The sequence below is a fragment of the Tunturiibacter psychrotolerans genome (assembly GCF_051013365.1).
Taxonomy (GTDB): domain Bacteria; phylum Acidobacteriota; class Terriglobia; order Terriglobales; family Acidobacteriaceae; genus Edaphobacter; species Edaphobacter psychrotolerans_A.
On record NZ_CP132941.1, the window covers coordinates 528,965 to 545,382 of the forward strand.

At 57.9% G+C, this 16,418-nt stretch carries 14 protein-coding genes and 1 other RNA gene; 7 read left to right on the forward strand and 8 right to left on the reverse strand.

Translation table 11 applies throughout. The features are described 5' to 3' along the window. Positions 1 to 18 precede the first annotated feature (18 nt). From topA to RBB76_RS02185, 4 genes are all read right to left on the reverse strand, one after another. The gene (gene topA / locus RBB76_RS02170) at positions 19 to 2,925 is read right to left on the reverse strand and encodes a type I DNA topoisomerase (RefSeq protein ID WP_429633085.1); all 2,907 of its coding nucleotides are present in this window, start codon (positions 2,923 to 2,925) and stop codon (positions 19 to 21) included. Positions 2,926 to 3,197: 272 nt separating this feature from the next. Next, positions 3,198 to 4,382, reverse strand: coding sequence for a DNA-processing protein DprA (gene dprA / locus RBB76_RS02175; protein ID WP_429633083.1), 1,185 nt, complete (start codon positions 4,380 to 4,382; stop codon positions 3,198 to 3,200). Between the two features lie 95 nt (positions 4,383 to 4,477). After that, complete coding sequence (locus tag RBB76_RS02180; RefSeq protein WP_429633081.1) at positions 4,478 to 5,251, reverse strand: hypothetical protein; 774 nt, start codon at positions 5,249 to 5,251, stop codon at positions 4,478 to 4,480. A 47-nt stretch (positions 5,252 to 5,298) separates the two neighbouring features. Then, positions 5,299 to 5,502: a DUF3565 domain-containing protein gene (locus tag RBB76_RS02185; RefSeq protein WP_429633079.1), complete on the reverse strand. Its 204-nt coding sequence runs from the start codon at positions 5,500 to 5,502 to the stop codon at positions 5,299 to 5,301. Positions 5,503 to 5,538: 36 nt separating this feature from the next. Here RBB76_RS02185 and RBB76_RS02190 point away from each other — a divergent pair, with 36 nt between their 5' ends. Continuing rightward, the gene (locus tag RBB76_RS02190) at positions 5,539 to 6,405 is read left to right on the forward strand and encodes a menaquinone biosynthetic enzyme MqnA/MqnD family protein (RefSeq protein ID WP_429633077.1); all 867 of its coding nucleotides are present in this window, start codon (positions 5,539 to 5,541) and stop codon (positions 6,403 to 6,405) included. Between the two features lie 84 nt (positions 6,406 to 6,489). Next, positions 6,490 to 7,206: a YqaA family protein gene (locus RBB76_RS02195; RefSeq protein WP_429633076.1), complete on the forward strand. Its 717-nt coding sequence runs from the start codon at positions 6,490 to 6,492 to the stop codon at positions 7,204 to 7,206. A 1-nt stretch (position 7,207) separates the two neighbouring features. Here the strand turns inward: RBB76_RS02195 and RBB76_RS02200 are convergent, their stop codons facing one another. From RBB76_RS02200 to ffs, 4 genes are all read right to left on the reverse strand, one after another. Further along, positions 7,208 to 7,894: a hypothetical protein gene (locus RBB76_RS02200; protein ID WP_429633074.1), complete on the reverse strand. Its 687-nt coding sequence runs from the start codon at positions 7,892 to 7,894 to the stop codon at positions 7,208 to 7,210. Beyond that, positions 7,894 to 8,466 (reverse strand): PadR family transcriptional regulator, encoded by a 573-nt coding sequence (locus RBB76_RS02205; protein WP_429633072.1) that lies wholly within the window; start codon positions 8,464 to 8,466, stop codon positions 7,894 to 7,896. The genes RBB76_RS02200 and RBB76_RS02205 overlap by 1 nt, the downstream gene beginning before the upstream one ends. 134 nt (positions 8,467 to 8,600) lie before the next feature. Then, entirely contained in the window at positions 8,601 to 9,617 is a 1,017-nt protein-coding gene (locus RBB76_RS02210; RefSeq protein WP_429633070.1) for a beta-ketoacyl-ACP synthase III, read from the reverse strand. Between the two features lie 202 nt (positions 9,618 to 9,819). Continuing rightward, positions 9,820 to 9,917: signal recognition particle sRNA small type (gene ffs / locus RBB76_RS02215), an RNA gene on the reverse strand. Between the two features lie 164 nt (positions 9,918 to 10,081). Between ffs and RBB76_RS02220 the strand changes: the two genes are divergently transcribed. The 5 genes from RBB76_RS02220 (at position 10,082) to RBB76_RS02240 (ending at position 16,393) form a co-directional block, all read left to right on the forward strand. Next, a complete protein-coding gene (locus RBB76_RS02220; protein ID WP_429633068.1) occupies positions 10,082 to 11,542 on the forward strand; it encodes a GH1 family beta-glucosidase in 1,461 nt (486 codons plus the stop codon). A gap of 163 nt (positions 11,543 to 11,705) precedes the next feature. Next, on the forward strand, positions 11,706 to 13,052 hold the full coding sequence (locus RBB76_RS02225; RefSeq protein WP_429633066.1) for an APC family permease: 1,347 nt from the start codon (positions 11,706 to 11,708) through the stop codon (positions 13,050 to 13,052). 133 nt (positions 13,053 to 13,185) lie between these two features. Next, a complete protein-coding gene (locus tag RBB76_RS02230) occupies positions 13,186 to 13,977 on the forward strand; it encodes a hypothetical protein (protein ID WP_429633064.1) in 792 nt (263 codons plus the stop codon). Positions 13,978 to 14,077: 100 nt separating this feature from the next. Further along, positions 14,078 to 15,862, forward strand: a complete 1,785-nt coding sequence (gene rimO, locus RBB76_RS02235) for a 30S ribosomal protein S12 methylthiotransferase RimO (protein ID WP_429633061.1) — start codon at positions 14,078 to 14,080, stop codon at positions 15,860 to 15,862. 255 nt (positions 15,863 to 16,117) lie between these two features. Continuing rightward, positions 16,118 to 16,393: a hypothetical protein gene (locus tag RBB76_RS02240; protein ID WP_429633059.1), complete on the forward strand. Its 276-nt coding sequence runs from the start codon at positions 16,118 to 16,120 to the stop codon at positions 16,391 to 16,393. Positions 16,394 to 16,418: the final 25 nt, after the last annotated feature.

Below are 16,418 nucleotides of genomic sequence, written 5' to 3' on the forward strand. Positions count from 1 at the left end.
CTTCTCCCTTTTCTTCTGTTAGGCTACGCTCTCGACGACCGGTCGAGTCTTGTCCGGGTCGGGCCGCTCGAGAACCGGCGCCGGAGCCGGACCAGCAATCTTCTTCTCATAGGTGCAGGGGGGAGTTGTCGGCTCCTCCTCTGGGGCACCTTTTTTCTTGCGGCGCTTCGGGAGCGCTTCGCGGTTGTTCGGGCAGACAAGGTACGTTCCCTTGTCGTTGACGACCTCGATGACATAGGCGCTGTCGCACTTCGGGCAGGTCTGGTTTACCAGCTTCAGGTTCGAAGCGAAGTCGCACTTCGGGTAGTTCACGCAGCCGTAGAAGAGGTCGCCGCGCTTGGTCTTGCGTACGGCGATGTCGCCGCCATCCTTCGGGCACTTTACGTCGAGCAGCTCCTGCTTGATGTACTTGCACTTTGGATAGCCGCTGCAGCTGATGAACTCGCCGTACTGGCCGTTGCGAAGCAGAAGCGGTTTGCCACACTTCGGGCAGGCCTCTTCAAGCTGAACCGGCGGCTTCTGCTGCACCTTCTGATTTAGCTTGCGGATGGTCTTGCACGGCGGATCTTCGTTGTAGCCGGGACAGGCCATGAACGGGCCCCAGGGTCCATTGCGAAGGACCATGACGCGGCCGCAGTTGTCGCAAAACTCTTCTTCTGCAACCTCGTCGGCACCGGGGGCACTCAGGTCAGGCTTGGCTGCAAAGTTCTCTTTAGTGAAGTCGCAGCTAAACGGCTCCGCAGTCACCTTCTTGCCGTGCTCCATGGCCTCTTGGATCGCTGCGGTCAGTTCCTTCGCGTCGTCGGTCTCCTTGGAGTATTCGATGACGTCGTCCGTCGTCGCCTTGACGATGATCGGGTAGTTGAGCGCCTTGGTGATCTTCTTCAGAACCGTCTTCGAATCCTTCTTCCATGGGCCTGCCGCGACGGTCATCGGCTTGACCTTGGTGAAGTTGCTGCACGAGTAGAAGCTGCCAAACTTACCCCACTTCAGAATCAACGGACTGCCGCAGTTGTCGCAGACCTGGGTGGTCTTCTCCTCCATCCGCTTGATGTCTTCCATGTTGTCGCTGGCGACGATCAGCTCTTTCTCGAAGTGGTCATAGAAGCCGTTGAGTAGATCAGTCCATCGCTCTTTGCCGTCTTCGACGGCATCGAGTTCGCCTTCAAGCGTCGCCGTATACGCCGTATCGAAGATGTAGGGGAAGTTTTTCACCAGCAGCTTCGTGACGACGATACCAATCTCGGTCGGCACAAACTTCGACTGGATCTTCTTCACGTAATCGCGATCCTGGATCGTATTAATGATGGACGCGTACGTGGAGGGCCTTCCGATTCCCTTCTCTTCCAGCGTTTTCACGAGGCTTGCTTCGTTGAAGCGCGGAGGAGGCTGCGTAAACTTCTGTAGAGGATCGAGCTTCTGAAGACGGAGCGCCTCGCCGTTGCTTAGCTCCGGCAATCTGGCTTCGCTTTCGTCCTCTTCTTCGGTGCCCGCCTGTGCGGCTGCATCTGCGTCCCGGGCTGGCTTTGCGTTCGCCTCTTCTTTCGCGGCTTTGTCTTTGGCTGCCTGCCGCGCGCGCTTGTCTTCCTCTTCGAACTTCAGATGGCCTTCGAACTTCAGTACGCTGCCGGTCACGCGGAAGTCATAAGCGAGCTTCGCCTGTGCAACGATATCGACCGTCGTCTGATCGAAGACTGCCGGTGTCATCTGGCTCGAAACAAAGCGCTGCCAGATCAGTTTGTAGAGTCGGTACTGCTCGTCACTGAGATACTTTCGGATCGAGTCTGGAGTGAACTTTACGTTGGTCGGACGGATCGCTTCGTGCGCATCCTGCGCTTCTACCTGCTTTTTGCCGAGATACTCGTTTGGAGTCGCCGGAAGATACTTCGGTCCAAGCTTGCCGATGTACTCGCGAGCCTCCGCAATCGCATCCGCGCTGACACGCGTAGAGTCGGTACGCATGTAGGTGATAAGGCCAACGGTTCCCTCTGCGCCAATCTCCACGCCTTCATAGAGCCGCTGCGCCACGCCCATGGTGCGGCGTACATTGAAGCCAAGCCGGCCAGCCGCATCCTGCTGCAGTTTGCTGGTCGTATACGGAGCCCTGGGATTGCTTCTCCGCTCTTTCTTTTCGACCGAGCGGACACTCCACTTCGCAACCTTCAGCTCGCTGACAACTTCATCAACCGCCTCTTGATCAGGCAGCGCGTTCGAGAGGAAGAGATCTTTGCCCTCTTCATCTTTTCCGTTGGCGACACGCGCAGGAACGCCATTGACGCCGATAAACCGCGCCGTGAAGCTCTGCTTGTTTGCAGTCGGTTCAAGCTGCGCATCGATGGTCCAGTACTCCACCGGATTGAAGTCGTTAATCTCCTGCTCGCGTTCGACGATCAGGCGCAGGGCGACAGTCTGCACACGCCCCGCCGACAACCCGCGCCGCACCTTATCCCACAGCAGCGGCGAGACCTGATAGCCCACCAGCCGGTCCAGCACGCGCCGCGTCTGCTGCGCATCGACCAGATCCTCATCTATATCTCGCGCATGCAGAAACGCAGCCTGCACGGCCTTCTTCGTGATCTCATTAAAGGTGACGCGACGCACCTTCGATTTGTCCTTCATCATCGGCAGCAACTGGATGGAAAGGTGCGCGGCAATAGCCTCGCCCTCGCGATCAGGGTCTGGCGCAAGGTAGACCATATCTGCCTTCGCGGCGAGCTTCTTCAGACGCTCCACAACCTTCTCTTTGCCCGGAGAGACGATCAGCGTCGGCTCAAAGGTCCGCTTCTTCAGCTCCACTCCAATCTCGTTCTTCGGCAGGTCCATGATGTGGCCTATCGAGGCCTCCACCACGTAGTCGCTGCCGAGATACTTCCCAATCGTCTTCGCCTTCGCCGGCGATTCGACGATAACTAATGATTTACCCATTTGTTCCCTTCATCCACCAGAACGCACTGCCTAAGCAAAACGTTCCACAGACTTCCTTATTCCCTTGCGAACCTAACACGACTTCCGCAAACCCGTCATCTCATCATGATTCCTCAACTGACGAAACCCGGCTGAGAAGGTCATAGCACAGCGGCTTGATTCAACGAGTGAGTCCACGTTGTGGATAACTCGCCAAGTCAAACGAAACCCTAAGCTTAGGTTGATCTTTGCGGGAGCCGTCGGGTTGCAGGAATCAACCTTGCCACTCCGGCCTAGAAAGCCCGCACATAATTTTTTCCGGGCAGCTGCCGTACACGCCCCGCGAGCTCCAGTTCGAACAGCGCGGTGAATATCTCGGCGGAGCCTAACTTCGCCTCTAACTGCTCGATCAGCTGATCCAGTTGCATCGACTCATCGTGCCGCAACTGCTCAAAGACGATTCGTTCGTGCTCTGGAAGCGGCGTATCGTTAAATAGAGATGCAGCCCCTCCTGATTTCGATTCAGCGCCCCCTCCAGCTGCGGCCTGCTCGTCTTCGAGAGCGAGCCTGATCTCAGAGGGCAGGTCCTCCCATATGTCCTCCCAGGTGGCGGTGAGCTTAGCGCCCTGTTTTATCAGTGTGTTGGGGCCCCAGGCGTTCTTGTTCGTCACGTTGCCGGGGACCGCGTAGACGTCGCGATTCTGCTCCATCGCGCACCGCGCCGTAATTCTTGTTCCGCTGTATTCGGCCGCCTCGATGACGAGGACTCCCACGCTCATGCCGCTGAGAATGCGGTTGCGGATGGGAAAGTTCTGCGGGGCAGGAAAAGTTCCGAGGGGATATTCGCTGACAATTGCCCCACCCGTCGCGACGATCTGCTCGGCGAGTTTTTTGTTCTCCTTGGGATAGATGACGTCGATTCCGGTTCCCCAGACAGCGACCGTCTTGCCGCCTGCTTCGATCGCTCCCTTGTGCGCGGCGGTGTCGACTCCGCGAGCCATGCCGCTGAGGATCACCATGCGGCGGTTTGCCAGATCGCGTGAGAGCAGCTCTGCCATCCCTGCTCCGTACGGCGACGGTTGACGCGTTCCAACGACTGCGATTCCCGGACGAGCCAGCAGCGAGACATCACCGCGGATCCAGAGCGTCGACGGAGGATCGTAGATCTCGCGTAATCGTTCGGGGTAAGCCTCGTCTTCGGGAGTCAGGATACTGCCGCCGGCTTCGGCTACGCGCTTTAGCTCATCTTCGGCGGCGGCCTTCGCCTTGCCCTCAAAGACAAACTGCGCCGACTGCGCGGGCATGCCGGTGCCTTCCAACTCGGTCAGCGAGGCTTCAAGTAATTGTTCCGCTGCACCCAGCCGATTCATCGCCTTCCAGATTCGCGTGGGACCCATCCCGGGAGTCAGTGTTAATGCCACCCATGCCAGCCGTGCCTGTTCGCGTACAACTGCTGCATCCTGCTGCGCCAAAGCCATTCATCGTCCTCTTCATCGGTATGCTTTGCTGTCCTTGAGTCGATGACACGAAACATCGTCGTCGGACAGAAGGCTCATCGTCACTGTACCGCATCTCATGCGGCGAGATCGGATGCAAAACTCTCCGCGAGGATAAATGACACGCCACTCATAGCCAATGCAACTAGCAGGCTAGTGACTTCATTTCCGTCGCGCGGGTTGGCTGCGACGCGGGGCACGTGAAGAATAACGACCCAGATAGAAAACATGATGCCCAACAGAACTGACGCAGTTCGTGCCATCTTCGTGGTGACGATTGCCAGAGCAGCTGCGATAAATGCGACTCCGACGAAGTACGCCCAGAACAGGCGCGCGGGAATCCATGCGGGAACAATCGTCGCAACGAACTTCGCATACTGGAAATGTTGCACGGCGAAGACCACCAGCGCGATGGCGAATACAACGCGTCCGATGGTTGCCAAATGCGACAGGATATTGTTTGCCGGCTCGAGCCTGAGTCCGTCGGGGGTCTCGATCCGAGCGAGCGCGAAGGCGCCACCCATCAGGGCGAAAAGTTCGAAGCCGCTGGTCCAGGGATCGGGACTGTGCGGCTGCGCGATGAGCCTGGGGAGTTGCAGAAACAGGACGTACAAAAACAGAGCACAACCCAAAAGCGTCGCCGACAGCCGCGCGAGTTTTTCCGTCGTGATGCAGACCGCAACCGCAATCAACGCACCGCCAGTCAGCACCGCTCCCAATTGCGATCCAGGAAGCCAGGGAGGACCGGGGATGGGGCCTTTCAACCCACTCGCGTAGATGAAATATTGCACGCCATAGAACAACATTGATATGGCGAAGAAAAACCGGCCAGCCTTCAACAATGCGCTCATTCTTTTGGTCCCTTCCGAATGGCCTGCGCTGTATCGTGAGAATCCTACTACGTCGGCTTTTTCGGCTCCTCATCGCAGAGCTTGCACTCCATCAGACTCCCGATTCGCGCCGTCCTCCCCTCTTCGGTCGTCACCCATTCGCGCACCATCCAAGGCGGATTGTGCCGCACATGCTGTCCATGCCCACAGTCCAGCCGGGCGGCCCAATGCTGCTCCTCATCCTGATAAAAAGCCTCTACTCGCCTCTGCATCGAGCGCTCCTCCCACACATCTAATAAACTAGTCCTTTGAACACTTTGTCTTCACACTCCATGCTTCGTGTCGCTGCCATCAACTTTCTGAACCCTGCACCGCTGATGTGGGACTTCGAACACGCACCGCTCGCAGCTGAACTGGCCGCCAACTACTCGCTTCACTACACGCAGCCTTCGCAGTGCGCGGCGGAACTCCTCGCCAACCGCGCAGACCTGGGGCTTATCCCAATCGCATCGCTCACTCCGGAGCTTGCGGTCGTCCCTGGCTGCACGATTGCGTCATTGGACGAAGTGCGTTCGATTCAGCTCATCGTCAAGTCTCCTCACACGCTCAGCACGGTGAAGACGGTCTCTGCCGACACTGCATCACGAAGCTCGTTGGCCTATGCTGAGATCCTCTTTCGCAAGTTCGCCAACAATCGTCCAGTCTTCCTGCCCGCACCAGCCGACCCCATCGCCATGCTGCAGCAGACAGACGCCGCTGTTCTGATTGGCGATCCGGCTCTGCTCGCCCTCGAACGCCGCGAGCAGATCGAAGCAGAAGTGGGCGCGTGCGAGTGGTTTGATCTCGCGCACGAATGGCATACCCGCACCAATCTACCCTGGGTGGCCGCGGTGTGGGCCGTGCGGCCTGAGGCACTTGGGCCGCCTCGCCTTACTGCCGCCAAACTCGTCGAAGACCTTGAAGCCTCGCGCAATCACGGCCTGCTGCACATTGAAGATCTGGTCGAACAATGGACTCCCCGCATCGACCTGGGCCCAAAAGTCATCCGCCACTATCTCTCTCACAACATCCACTATGTTCTAAACACGGACTGCGTTCGTGCGATCAAACTATTTCGACAATACGCCGCTGAGGTCGATGTTCTTCCGCCGCTCCCGGAGCTTCGGTTTCTGTAGCCCTCTGCTATACTCGCCGCCTCCACCAATCTTAAGAATCTCGGCGACTTCTCCTCCCCGAGTCGCGTCTTAATCTCTATGAGCATGCGTGCAGCTGCCACGATTATCGCGAACCTCGCACAAGCGGCGCAAAAGGCCGCCTCGTCACACTCTGCGCGTAACCCGTTTCTTCACTTTCTATTTGGCTTCGGACTCCTGGGCGTCTTCCTGGTCTCGATCGTCGATAGTTCCTTCGTTCCGCTACCTCTGCCAGGGATCACGGACATCATGATCATAGTGATGTCAGCTCAGCATCAGAGCTGGTTCCTCCTGGTTCTACTCGCGACGATAGGTTCGGGGCTTGGCGGATGGTTCAGCTACCAGGTGGGACAATCCGGCGGAATGGCCTTTCTCGAAAAGCATGTTCCGCCTCGTATCTTCAAACGTGTCTGCGAGTGGATGGAGAATCACGCGATCCTCTCTGTGGCGCTTCCCGCCGTTATGCCGCCGCCTATGCCCCTCAGCCCCTTCGTTCTCGCAGCCGGCGCATTGAAGATGTCGCGCAAAAAGTTCCTGACAACCTTCATCATCAGTCGATGCCTGCGTCACGCTGTTGCGGCCTGGCTTGGTATTCACTACGGCCGGCACATCCTCCATCTCTGGAACAGTCTTTCGGCGAAGTACGCGACCCCGGTTCTCATCGTGATCTGGACAGCGATCCTCGCAAGCTGCGCCTTCGCCTTCTGGAAGCTCTATAAGACCTCGCGAACCGTCCATCCCGGTAAGCAAGGTCTTGCCAAGACCTCGAACACCGTCGCCTGAGCTAAATCGCGGCCTTTGCTCTCGGGGCAAACTTACGCTGGTAGTACGCCGTGGTCACGATGATGGCAGGCACTCCGATCATCGTCGGCCACAGCCATACGTACCAATGATTGCCGATCACACGCGTCAACGTCACAACACTGAAGGCTGACCACGCCGCGATATAACTCCCGATAAAGTTCCCGAGGTGGGTGTACCACCAGAACATCTTCTCCTTCGGTTTGCGAATGAAGGACAGCATCTGAGTCGCAGCCCCGCGCATGCCTATGAGGCCGAACACCACGCCCACCGCCGGAAGCACTTCGATCGATGCTGGACGAAACCATGAAAGCCAGGCCAGCAGCGCGCTCGTCGCAAAGGTCACGATTCCGGCAATCCAGTCGATAGGCTGTGCGCTTCCGCCACGCGCCAGCTCCTTCAGCCTCAACACGCGATAAGCCGAAAAGGCAAAGTAGAAGCTGAACACCGCCACCAGCGCCAGAAAACGCACTGGAAAGAAAAAAGCCAGAGGTATCGCAGTAGCCGCGACCACGCCCATCGACCACAGATAGACCATCCCCCAACGTTTATGCTGCTTGCCCCCCTTCGCAGTAGCGAGCGCGACTGGAGCGAGCAAAAATGATGAGGCGCCCGCCGCGATATGAATCACAAGAAATATCTTTACCAACAACGGATCGAGTGCATGCATCACTGCCTCCTTTTTCCCTTGCTTTCTATCGCGTCCAACTCTGCTAGCGTCTCTTTGCACCACTTCAAAACCGCTCCGCTGTAGTGGCGTCCGTAGTTCAGCGTCATCAACCAGTAGGGGAGCTGCGGATCGTTCGCCTCATCCAGCCGCAACTGCTTTGCCATTGCTGCATATACCTTCAAAGCGCGTTGATGAAACTCCATATTCGCCGTCACATGCTCTCGATTCACACTCGTAGAAACATGCGCGCCGAAGAAAAGCTTCAACAGGAGCTCGTTTCTCGCCACCTCTTCCGACACCGGAATCTTCAACCACTCCCGCAGCCGCTCGCGTCCATCCGGCGTGATCGAATACAGATGTCTATCGGGCTTTCCCTTGCTCCGCTCGGTCTTCTTCTCGACCAAACCCTCTGCCGCAAGCTGCTTCAACCCCGGATAGATCTGCCCATAACTCTCACTCCAGAAGTGACCTATAGATTTCGAGATGAGTTGTCGAATGTCATAGCCGGACATTGGCCTAAGGCTCAGAAGCCCAAGCAGAGCATTCGGTGTCGTGCCGCCCTTCGTCTTCATAGCTAGTAGCTATATATCTTTTAGATACGTATCGCAAGAAAAATCTCTCGAAAACCCGAAGAGATATCCTCCATAAAACAAAACGGGTGAAGCACCTCCTCTTCACCCGTTCCGAAAACTTCTTAGAATCAGAGTTAGAACTCCCACCGCAACAGCGTAGCTCCCACCGTAAAGCCTGCTCCAACACTCGCCAGCAAAACGAGATCGCCCTTCTTCAATCGCTTCTCTTCGAGCGCCGTCTGCATAGCCATCGGAATCGTAGCCGCCGTGGTATTGCCGAAGCGGTCGATGTTGATGATCACCGACTCCTCCGGCATCCCCAACCGCTCCGCAGTCGACAGAATGATTCGTTTGTTCGCCTGGTGCGGGATAAAGCAGCCAAGATCCTTCCCTACCAGGCCATTACGAGACAGAATGATCTCCGCAGCTTCCGCCATCTTGCGCACCGCAAACTTGTACACGGCCTGCCCGTCCTGATGGACGTAGTGCATCTTCGCTGCGACCGTCTCAGCGGTCGGCGGATGCAGGCTGCCACCACCGGGCATGTTGAGCGCCGCAGCACCCGAACCGTCGATCTCGTGCCAGTAGTCGACGAGCCCAATCTCTCCCTCTTCGCATGGTTCGAGCAGCACCGCACCAGCGCCATCACCGAAGATCACGCAAGTCGCCCTGTCGGTGTAGTCGATGATCGAGCTCATCACATCCGCTCCGATCACCATCACCTTCTTGTGCATTCCACTCTCGACCAGCTTCGCTCCCACCTGCAGAGCATAGGGAAATCCCGAGCACGCAGCCGACAGATCGAACCCCCATGCGCCCTTTGCGCCAAGCTTGTCCTGCACGATGCAAGCCGTCGCGGGAAAAAACATATCGGGCGTCACCGTCGCTACGATGATCACCTCAATCTCGCTCGCCTCAATGCCGCGCACTGCGAGACACTTCTTCGCCGCCTCGATCGCCAGATCGCTGGTTGCAACGCCCGGCTCCACAATGTGCCGCTCACGAATTCCGGTCCGCTCGGTAATCCACTGGTCGTTGGTTGCGACCATCTTCTCCAGATCCGCGTTGGTCAACAACCGCGGCGGAACGTAAGTCCCTACCGAACTGATCTTCGCGCGCACCCGCGTCTGCGGTTTCAACGTCAAACTCAAACTCTCACCTCATCTAGTGTCACAGTTAATAAGAGAACCGATTCGAAATGAATCGCTGTTCATCCGTCGGAGACCATTCTCTCTGACAAGCGTACGCGTGTCACCTTTCCATTGACGAGCATGGTGCCGAAAAAGACACACTTTGCCCACAACAGGAAGATTTTCGAAGTGTAATAAGTGGAAATCCAAGGAGGAGGGATTTGTGCACCGGGCGACCTACTGCGCCCGTAATGACCCGTTACCGTTGCTTCCTTCCGGACCTGGCGGGGTTGGCGGGATTACGTCGCGTAGGACCCGGCACATGAGCTAGTTTACCACCTCAAGCGGACCTGCGCTCGCGTCGCTATCTCATGCGCGTGCAAAACTTGGCGAGGCCTAGATGCAAGGTCGCCCTTCAATGGCCGGTCGTTGTCAGTTGATGGTTCAAACGTCTACACTTCCTTTTGTCTTACGAGGGGTAATCTTTGTTCAATCGATTTAGTCGCCGCACTTTCGCTCGTCTGCTTGGATCCGCCGCACTCGCCCCCACAGCACTAACAACCATCGCAACACCAGCCTCCGGCGAAGTAACTCCCTCCACACCCACTGCGCGAACCTTTCCGCAAGGCTTCCTCTGGGGATCCGCGACCGCGTCCTATCAGGTCGAAGGCGCAGTGAACGAAGATGGCCGCGGCCCGTCGATCTGGGACACCTTCTCGCACATTCCGGGGAAGGTCAAGAACGGAGACACCGGCGACGTCGCCAATGACCACTATCACCGGTACAAAGAAGACGTGCAGATGATGAAGGCACTCGGCCTCAAGACCTATCGCTTCTCCGTTGCGTGGCCGCGCGTCTTCCCGGTGGGCACCGGCACGCCCAATCCAAAGGGCCTCGACTTCTACAATCGCCTCGTCGACGAACTGCTTGCCAACGGCATTCAGCCCTACTGCACGCTCTACCACTGGGATCTCCCGCAGGCGCTCGAAGACAAGGGCGGCTGGCAGTCGCGCGACACCTCGGTTGCCTTTGCCAACTACGCAGGCTACGTCGCTGAACATCTCTCCGACCGTGTGAAGCACTTCATGACGCTCAACGAGATGAGCTCTTTCGTCAGCGGATATGCCACCGGCCGCCACGCTCCTGGCCTGAAGCTTCCACCTGCCGGCGTCAATCAGGTTCGGCATCACGCTGTGCTCGCGCACGGCCTTGGAGTGCAGGCCATTCGCGCGCATGCCAAACCCGGCACCAAGGTAGGCCTTGCCGAAAACGCGAGCGCCTGCGTCCCCATCATCGAAACGCCGGAGCACATCGCGGCGACTGCCAAGGCGATGCGCGAAGTCAACGCAGGCTATCTCACCGTCATCATGGAGGGTCGCTACACCGACGCCTACCTCGAGCACGCCGGAGCCGACGCACCGAAGTTCACCGACGCCGACATGAAGGCCATCGGCACGCCCGTCGACTTCGTCGGCCTCAACATCTACACCCCCACCTACATCCGCGCCGACGACTCACCCGCCGGCTTCGCTCGCATTCCGGCTCCCGAGTCCTATCCGCACATGATGAGCCCCTGGCTGCACGTTGGTCCCGAGGCGCTCTACTGGGGACCGAAGCTCGCCGCGCAGATCTGGAACATCAAGGAGATCTACATCACAGAAAACGGAGCTTCTTCGACTGACGTACTCACACCGGACGGCCACGTCTACGACTCCGACCGGGTTATGTACCTTCGCAACTACCTCACGCAGCTCCATCGCGCAGTCTCCGAGGGCGTTCCCGTTCGCGGCTACTTCCTCTGGAGCCTGATGGATAACTTCGAGTGGGCCGACGGTTACGCCTATCGCTTCGGCATCCACTACGTTGACTTCGCAACGCAGAAGCGCACGCCGAAGATGAGCGCGCACTTTTATCACGAGGTCATCACCCGCAACGGTCTAGCCTGAAGTTTGCAACAAGACGAAAATGCCCGCCTCTCGCCTTGAGATGCGGGCGTTTTCGTTTGCAATTTGATCGATCCACGGCACACAGTGTGCGATAGTATGGCGTCCTATGCCATCCTCCAGTCATGGGCTGAGGCCTGAGCTTAGGCTTCGGGACCTTGTCTTCATGCAACTGCTTCTCGTCGTCGGCCTGAACGTTTCCGGCTATGCCGCGAAGCAAGGCCCGTCGCAGGTCGTGCTGTGGCTGCTCGCAATGGTCCTCTTCTATCTGCCTCTGGCCGCGGTCGTCATCAAGCTAAGCCGCGCCATCCCCTTGGAGGGAGGCGTCTATCAGTGGGTCAAACAGGGGGCCTCTCCCTTTGCGGGCTACATGGCGGGCTGGAGCCTCACCATCTACGGCATCTGTTTCTTCGGCTCCTACGGATCACAACTCGCAGACGGCTTTGCCTACGCCGGCGGACCAGCTTACTCATGGATGGGGACCAGCCGGTGGTTTGCGCTTCTTCTGATGGTTCTCCTCTGTGGACTTGCGTTCCTTCTCAACGTGCGAGGCCTCCACATCACCAAATGGCTCAGCACCGCCGGTTCCCTGCTTACCATCCTCGTCTTTCTCATACTGCTTTTCCTCCTGATCAAAGCATTCATTACTTCAAAACCGGCGACTGCCGCAGCGTTTTCGCTTGCGTTGCCGGGTTTCTCCGTTCTTACTCTGAACGTATTTACGAAGATGGCGCTGTTTGCCCTAAGCGGGTTCGATCAATGCGCCATCTTCACAGAGGAGTGCCGCAAGCCCGGCAATGACGTCGCGCGTTCCGTTCTGATTGCTGCACCATTGATTGCCTTGATGTACATCCTGGTCACAAGCACCATGCTTACCTACATCGCCCCGGTCAACATCGACCTGGCTGCTCCCGTGTCGCAGGTGGCGCAGATCGGACTTGGCTCAACAGGCATTGGGCGCGTACTCACAATGGTCGCCATCGGCAGTTTCAGTTTCATGTTGATAGCCACTCTTATTGTCGTCGTCGGCATGATCGCACGCCTGCCGATGGTGGCTGGCTGGGATGGAATCCTCCCCGCATGGTGGAGCGAACTGCATCCTCGCTTCAGAAACCCTTCGAAGGCTATTGCCGCAGTCGCCGCCAGTCTCATTCTCATGGGCGCTCTCAGCCTGCTCGGCGCTCACAACCAAGAGGCTGTGCAAGTTCTTTATGCGGTTGGCTACGGATCGTATTGTCTTATGTATCTGCTCATGTTTGGCGCCGTTGTGTTTGGATTTCGCTCTGCATCCTGGCGTCCGGGGATTGCCATTCGCCTGGCAGCGCTGGCAGCGTTTTTTGTCGTCCTCGTATGTTTGGGCTTTGAGGTTGTTCCCGTCGGAGAAGTCGCGAGCCCTCTCTGGTTCGCGACCAAAGTTACAGTCACACTTTGCGTCGCCAACGGGCTTGGCGCCTACCTCTACTGGCGCGGAGCGCGACGTGCACAACGTTTACCCGTGATGCAGGAAAGTTGACGCCACAGTCTTCGGCATTTTCGGACATGCGAAGCCAGTCGGCCACTCGAAACCCCATGCTCTCTGTTAACTCAGAATTCTCCTGCCCATTCTCATCTTTTGCGCTATCCTCTTTGTCATCGGGAGGTCACTCATGCGCTGCTTCCGTTCCGGCCACGCTGTCATCGGTCTTCTTCTCGCGATCCCAGCCCTCTCGCAGAATCAGCAGGAGATGCCCCGCGACTATCGTGGCGTCCAGATCATCGTTCCCGGCATCTTCGTCACTCCTGTTCCGAACGCGCCATTCAGCGCCACGATCGATATCCTCTCTCACGAAACTCTGCCCGACGGCTCTGTAAACACACGCACTACCACGGCGCATATCGCACGATCGTCCTCGGGACGCATCTATAACGAGCGCCGCCAGCTCGTTCCTACCAGCTTCAAAGGCGAGCCTCAGCTTCTCTCCGCACACATCTACGATCCATCGAGCCGCCTCAGTATCTTCTACAACCCCTTCGAGCGTCTTGCTCGTGAAAGAAACGTGCCGCAGCCACCAGTGGCTCCCGCTAACTCAGTACCGGCGCCTACGCCACCAAACAATCCCTACTTCAAACAAGAGGACATCGGCACCCAACCTCTTGACGGCCTTACCCTCAAAGGCATCCGCAAGACCCACATCATCCCCGCGAACATGAGCAGCACCGGTAAAGAGATCGCCATCGTCGATGAGTACTGGTACTCGCCCGATCTCTCCATCTACATGATCATCAAACACAACGATCCACGCACCGGCGAACAACTCGTCGCCGTCAGCAATGTCGAACGCCACGAGCCCGCTGCCTCTGTCTTCGCGATACCCGCCAACTACAAGATCGTGGACGAAAATCCCCCTGACCTGCCTGACACCCAACAGCCAACCGAAGCGGCACCTGCCCAAAGATGAAGCGTAATTCACTACGCCGATCTCTTAGAAAGCCTGAATTGCAAGGGTTTGTGCGTGGCTGGGCCGAGTTTTGCTCAGAAAATTGATAGAATAGAAGTCTGTGACTCCACCCGCCATTCTCGATGATGTGAACGTAGAAATACCTGCCAGGACTCGTCCAAAAGTAGGCTTCGTTTCGCTCGGTTGCCCTAAAAACCTAGTCGACTCCGAGGTCATGATGGGCATGCTCCACCACAACGGAGCCGAGCTGACGCCGCGGGCAGAAGACGCAGAGATCATCGTCATCAACACCTGCAGTTTCATCGACTCGGCCAAACAGGAGTCGGTCAACACCATCCTCGAGATGGTTCAGCACAAGAAGCAAAACGGCGGAAAAGCCCAGCGCATCGTCGTCGCCGGCTGCCTCGTCGAGCGTTACCGCGACGAGATCCAGAAGAACATCCCGGAAGTCGATGCAGTCGTCGGCACAGGCGAACTCGAAGCAATCCTCGCGGCAGCAGGCCTGACTCCCAGCGGTCACGCGCAGAGCAACTCGCCCTTCAACATTCTTCCGCAGGGCACGCCTGAAGCGACCATCCACACCCACGCCATCGGAATGGCTCAGACCGACGGCGAAGTCGCGTACCTCGAATCGGCCTCCCAGCTGATCGACCGCGCACCCAGCGCCGTCTCCCAGCACTCGCGCCCACTCGCCGATCCCGAGCACGATCGCGAGATCGCCCCGCAGCTTCGCATTGTGCAGTCGCTCGCCGAAACCGGCACAACCCACGGTGACGAGCCGCTAAACCACACCGGCGATCACATCGCACACCTCCCCATCGGCATCGATGCCGGGAACACCAGCCGCCCCGAAGGCGATCTCCGCCAACAACAGGGACGCTTCTCACGCGAGTCATGGGACGGTGCCACCGCCGCACTTCCCGAGTACCTCTACAACGACGCCACCCCGCGCATCCTCACCACGCCGCGCGCGTCGGCCTACATCAAGATCGCCGAAGGCTGCGACCACCCCTGCAGCTTCTGCATCATCCCGCAGCTTCGCGGCAAGTTCCGCTCACGCCGCATGTCGTCGATCATCGCCGAGGCCGAAAACCTCATCAAGCAAGGCGTCCGCGAGATCACCCTTATAGGTCAGGACACGACCTGCTACGGCGAAGACCTCGGTTTCACCGACGGCCTCGCCACGCTGCTCGACGCGCTCGCGGTGCTTCCCGGCCTGCGCTGGCTGCGCTTCCTCTACACCTACCCAAACAAGGTCACCACGCGCCTGCTCGAGACGATGGCGAAACATGACACCATCGCAAAGTATCTCGACGTACCGCTGCAACACGCCAGCGCGAGCGTCCTCAAGACGATGAAGCGCGGTGGCAACGCGCAGATCTTCCTCGACCTCATCGCCAAGGCGCGCCGTATTGTCCCCGGCATCGTCGTACGCACCAGCTTCATCGTCGGCTTCCCCGGCGAGACCGAAGCCGACTACAAAGAGCTCGAGGCCTTCATCACTGCCGCAAAGATCGACTGGCTCGGGGTCTTCACCTACTCCGACGAAGAGGGTGCCGCAGCCTTCGACCTCGCCGACGACACCAAGGTCCCCAACCGCACCATCCAGGCGCGCCGCCGCAAGCTGATGAAGCTTCAGCAGAAGATCAGCACCAAAGCCAAAGCCGAGTGGGTAGGCCGTGAAATCGACCTCCTCGTCGAAGGCGAATCCGAAGAGACCGAACTCCTCTGGGAGGGCCGTACCTCGCTCCACGCTCCCGAGATCGACGGCAAGGTCTTCATCAACGACTTCGGTCCGCACGAAACTCTCGTTCCCGGCACCTTCTACCGCGCCGAGATCACCGAGTCCCACGACTACGATGTCGTCGCCCGCATCATCGAGTAGACCTCGACCGTCGTTCAAGCATAAGATCCTAACAGTGACATCTTCTCTGCAGCTCGGGTTCTCGACAAAGCAAGGCATCCTGCCTCTGCATCGCCTCGTGTGCTGCATCATGCCGCTCATTACCATTACTTCGCTCATCGTCGCGAGTGGCGCACCGTAAACTTCAGCTCTTCTCTGAAACTCGAAGCCGCCACAGCGAAAGCTCTGGCGGCTTTTCTCTTTTCCCAACAACTCCAGTAGCCAAAGGAACTAGTGATGGAAGTCACCTATCAGATCACCGCATCTTCACAACCTCGAGTTCTTATGCGCATCGTTCAACTCTTCGAGCAACAATCGCTCGTCATCAGTTGCCTCGAACTCGCTCTTCTCGATAACTGCGTAAACATCCGCTTGACTGTCGAGACAGAGTCAGCGCTGGCACATCGAATCCAGGCGAAGCTTTATCACCAAATCGATATCCAGACCGTCGAGATCCAACTAGAGAAGACTTCTTCTCGCATACCACGAAGCGCGGAAAAAGCCCTGCGATGAATCGCCTATGACCTCAAAGCATCTA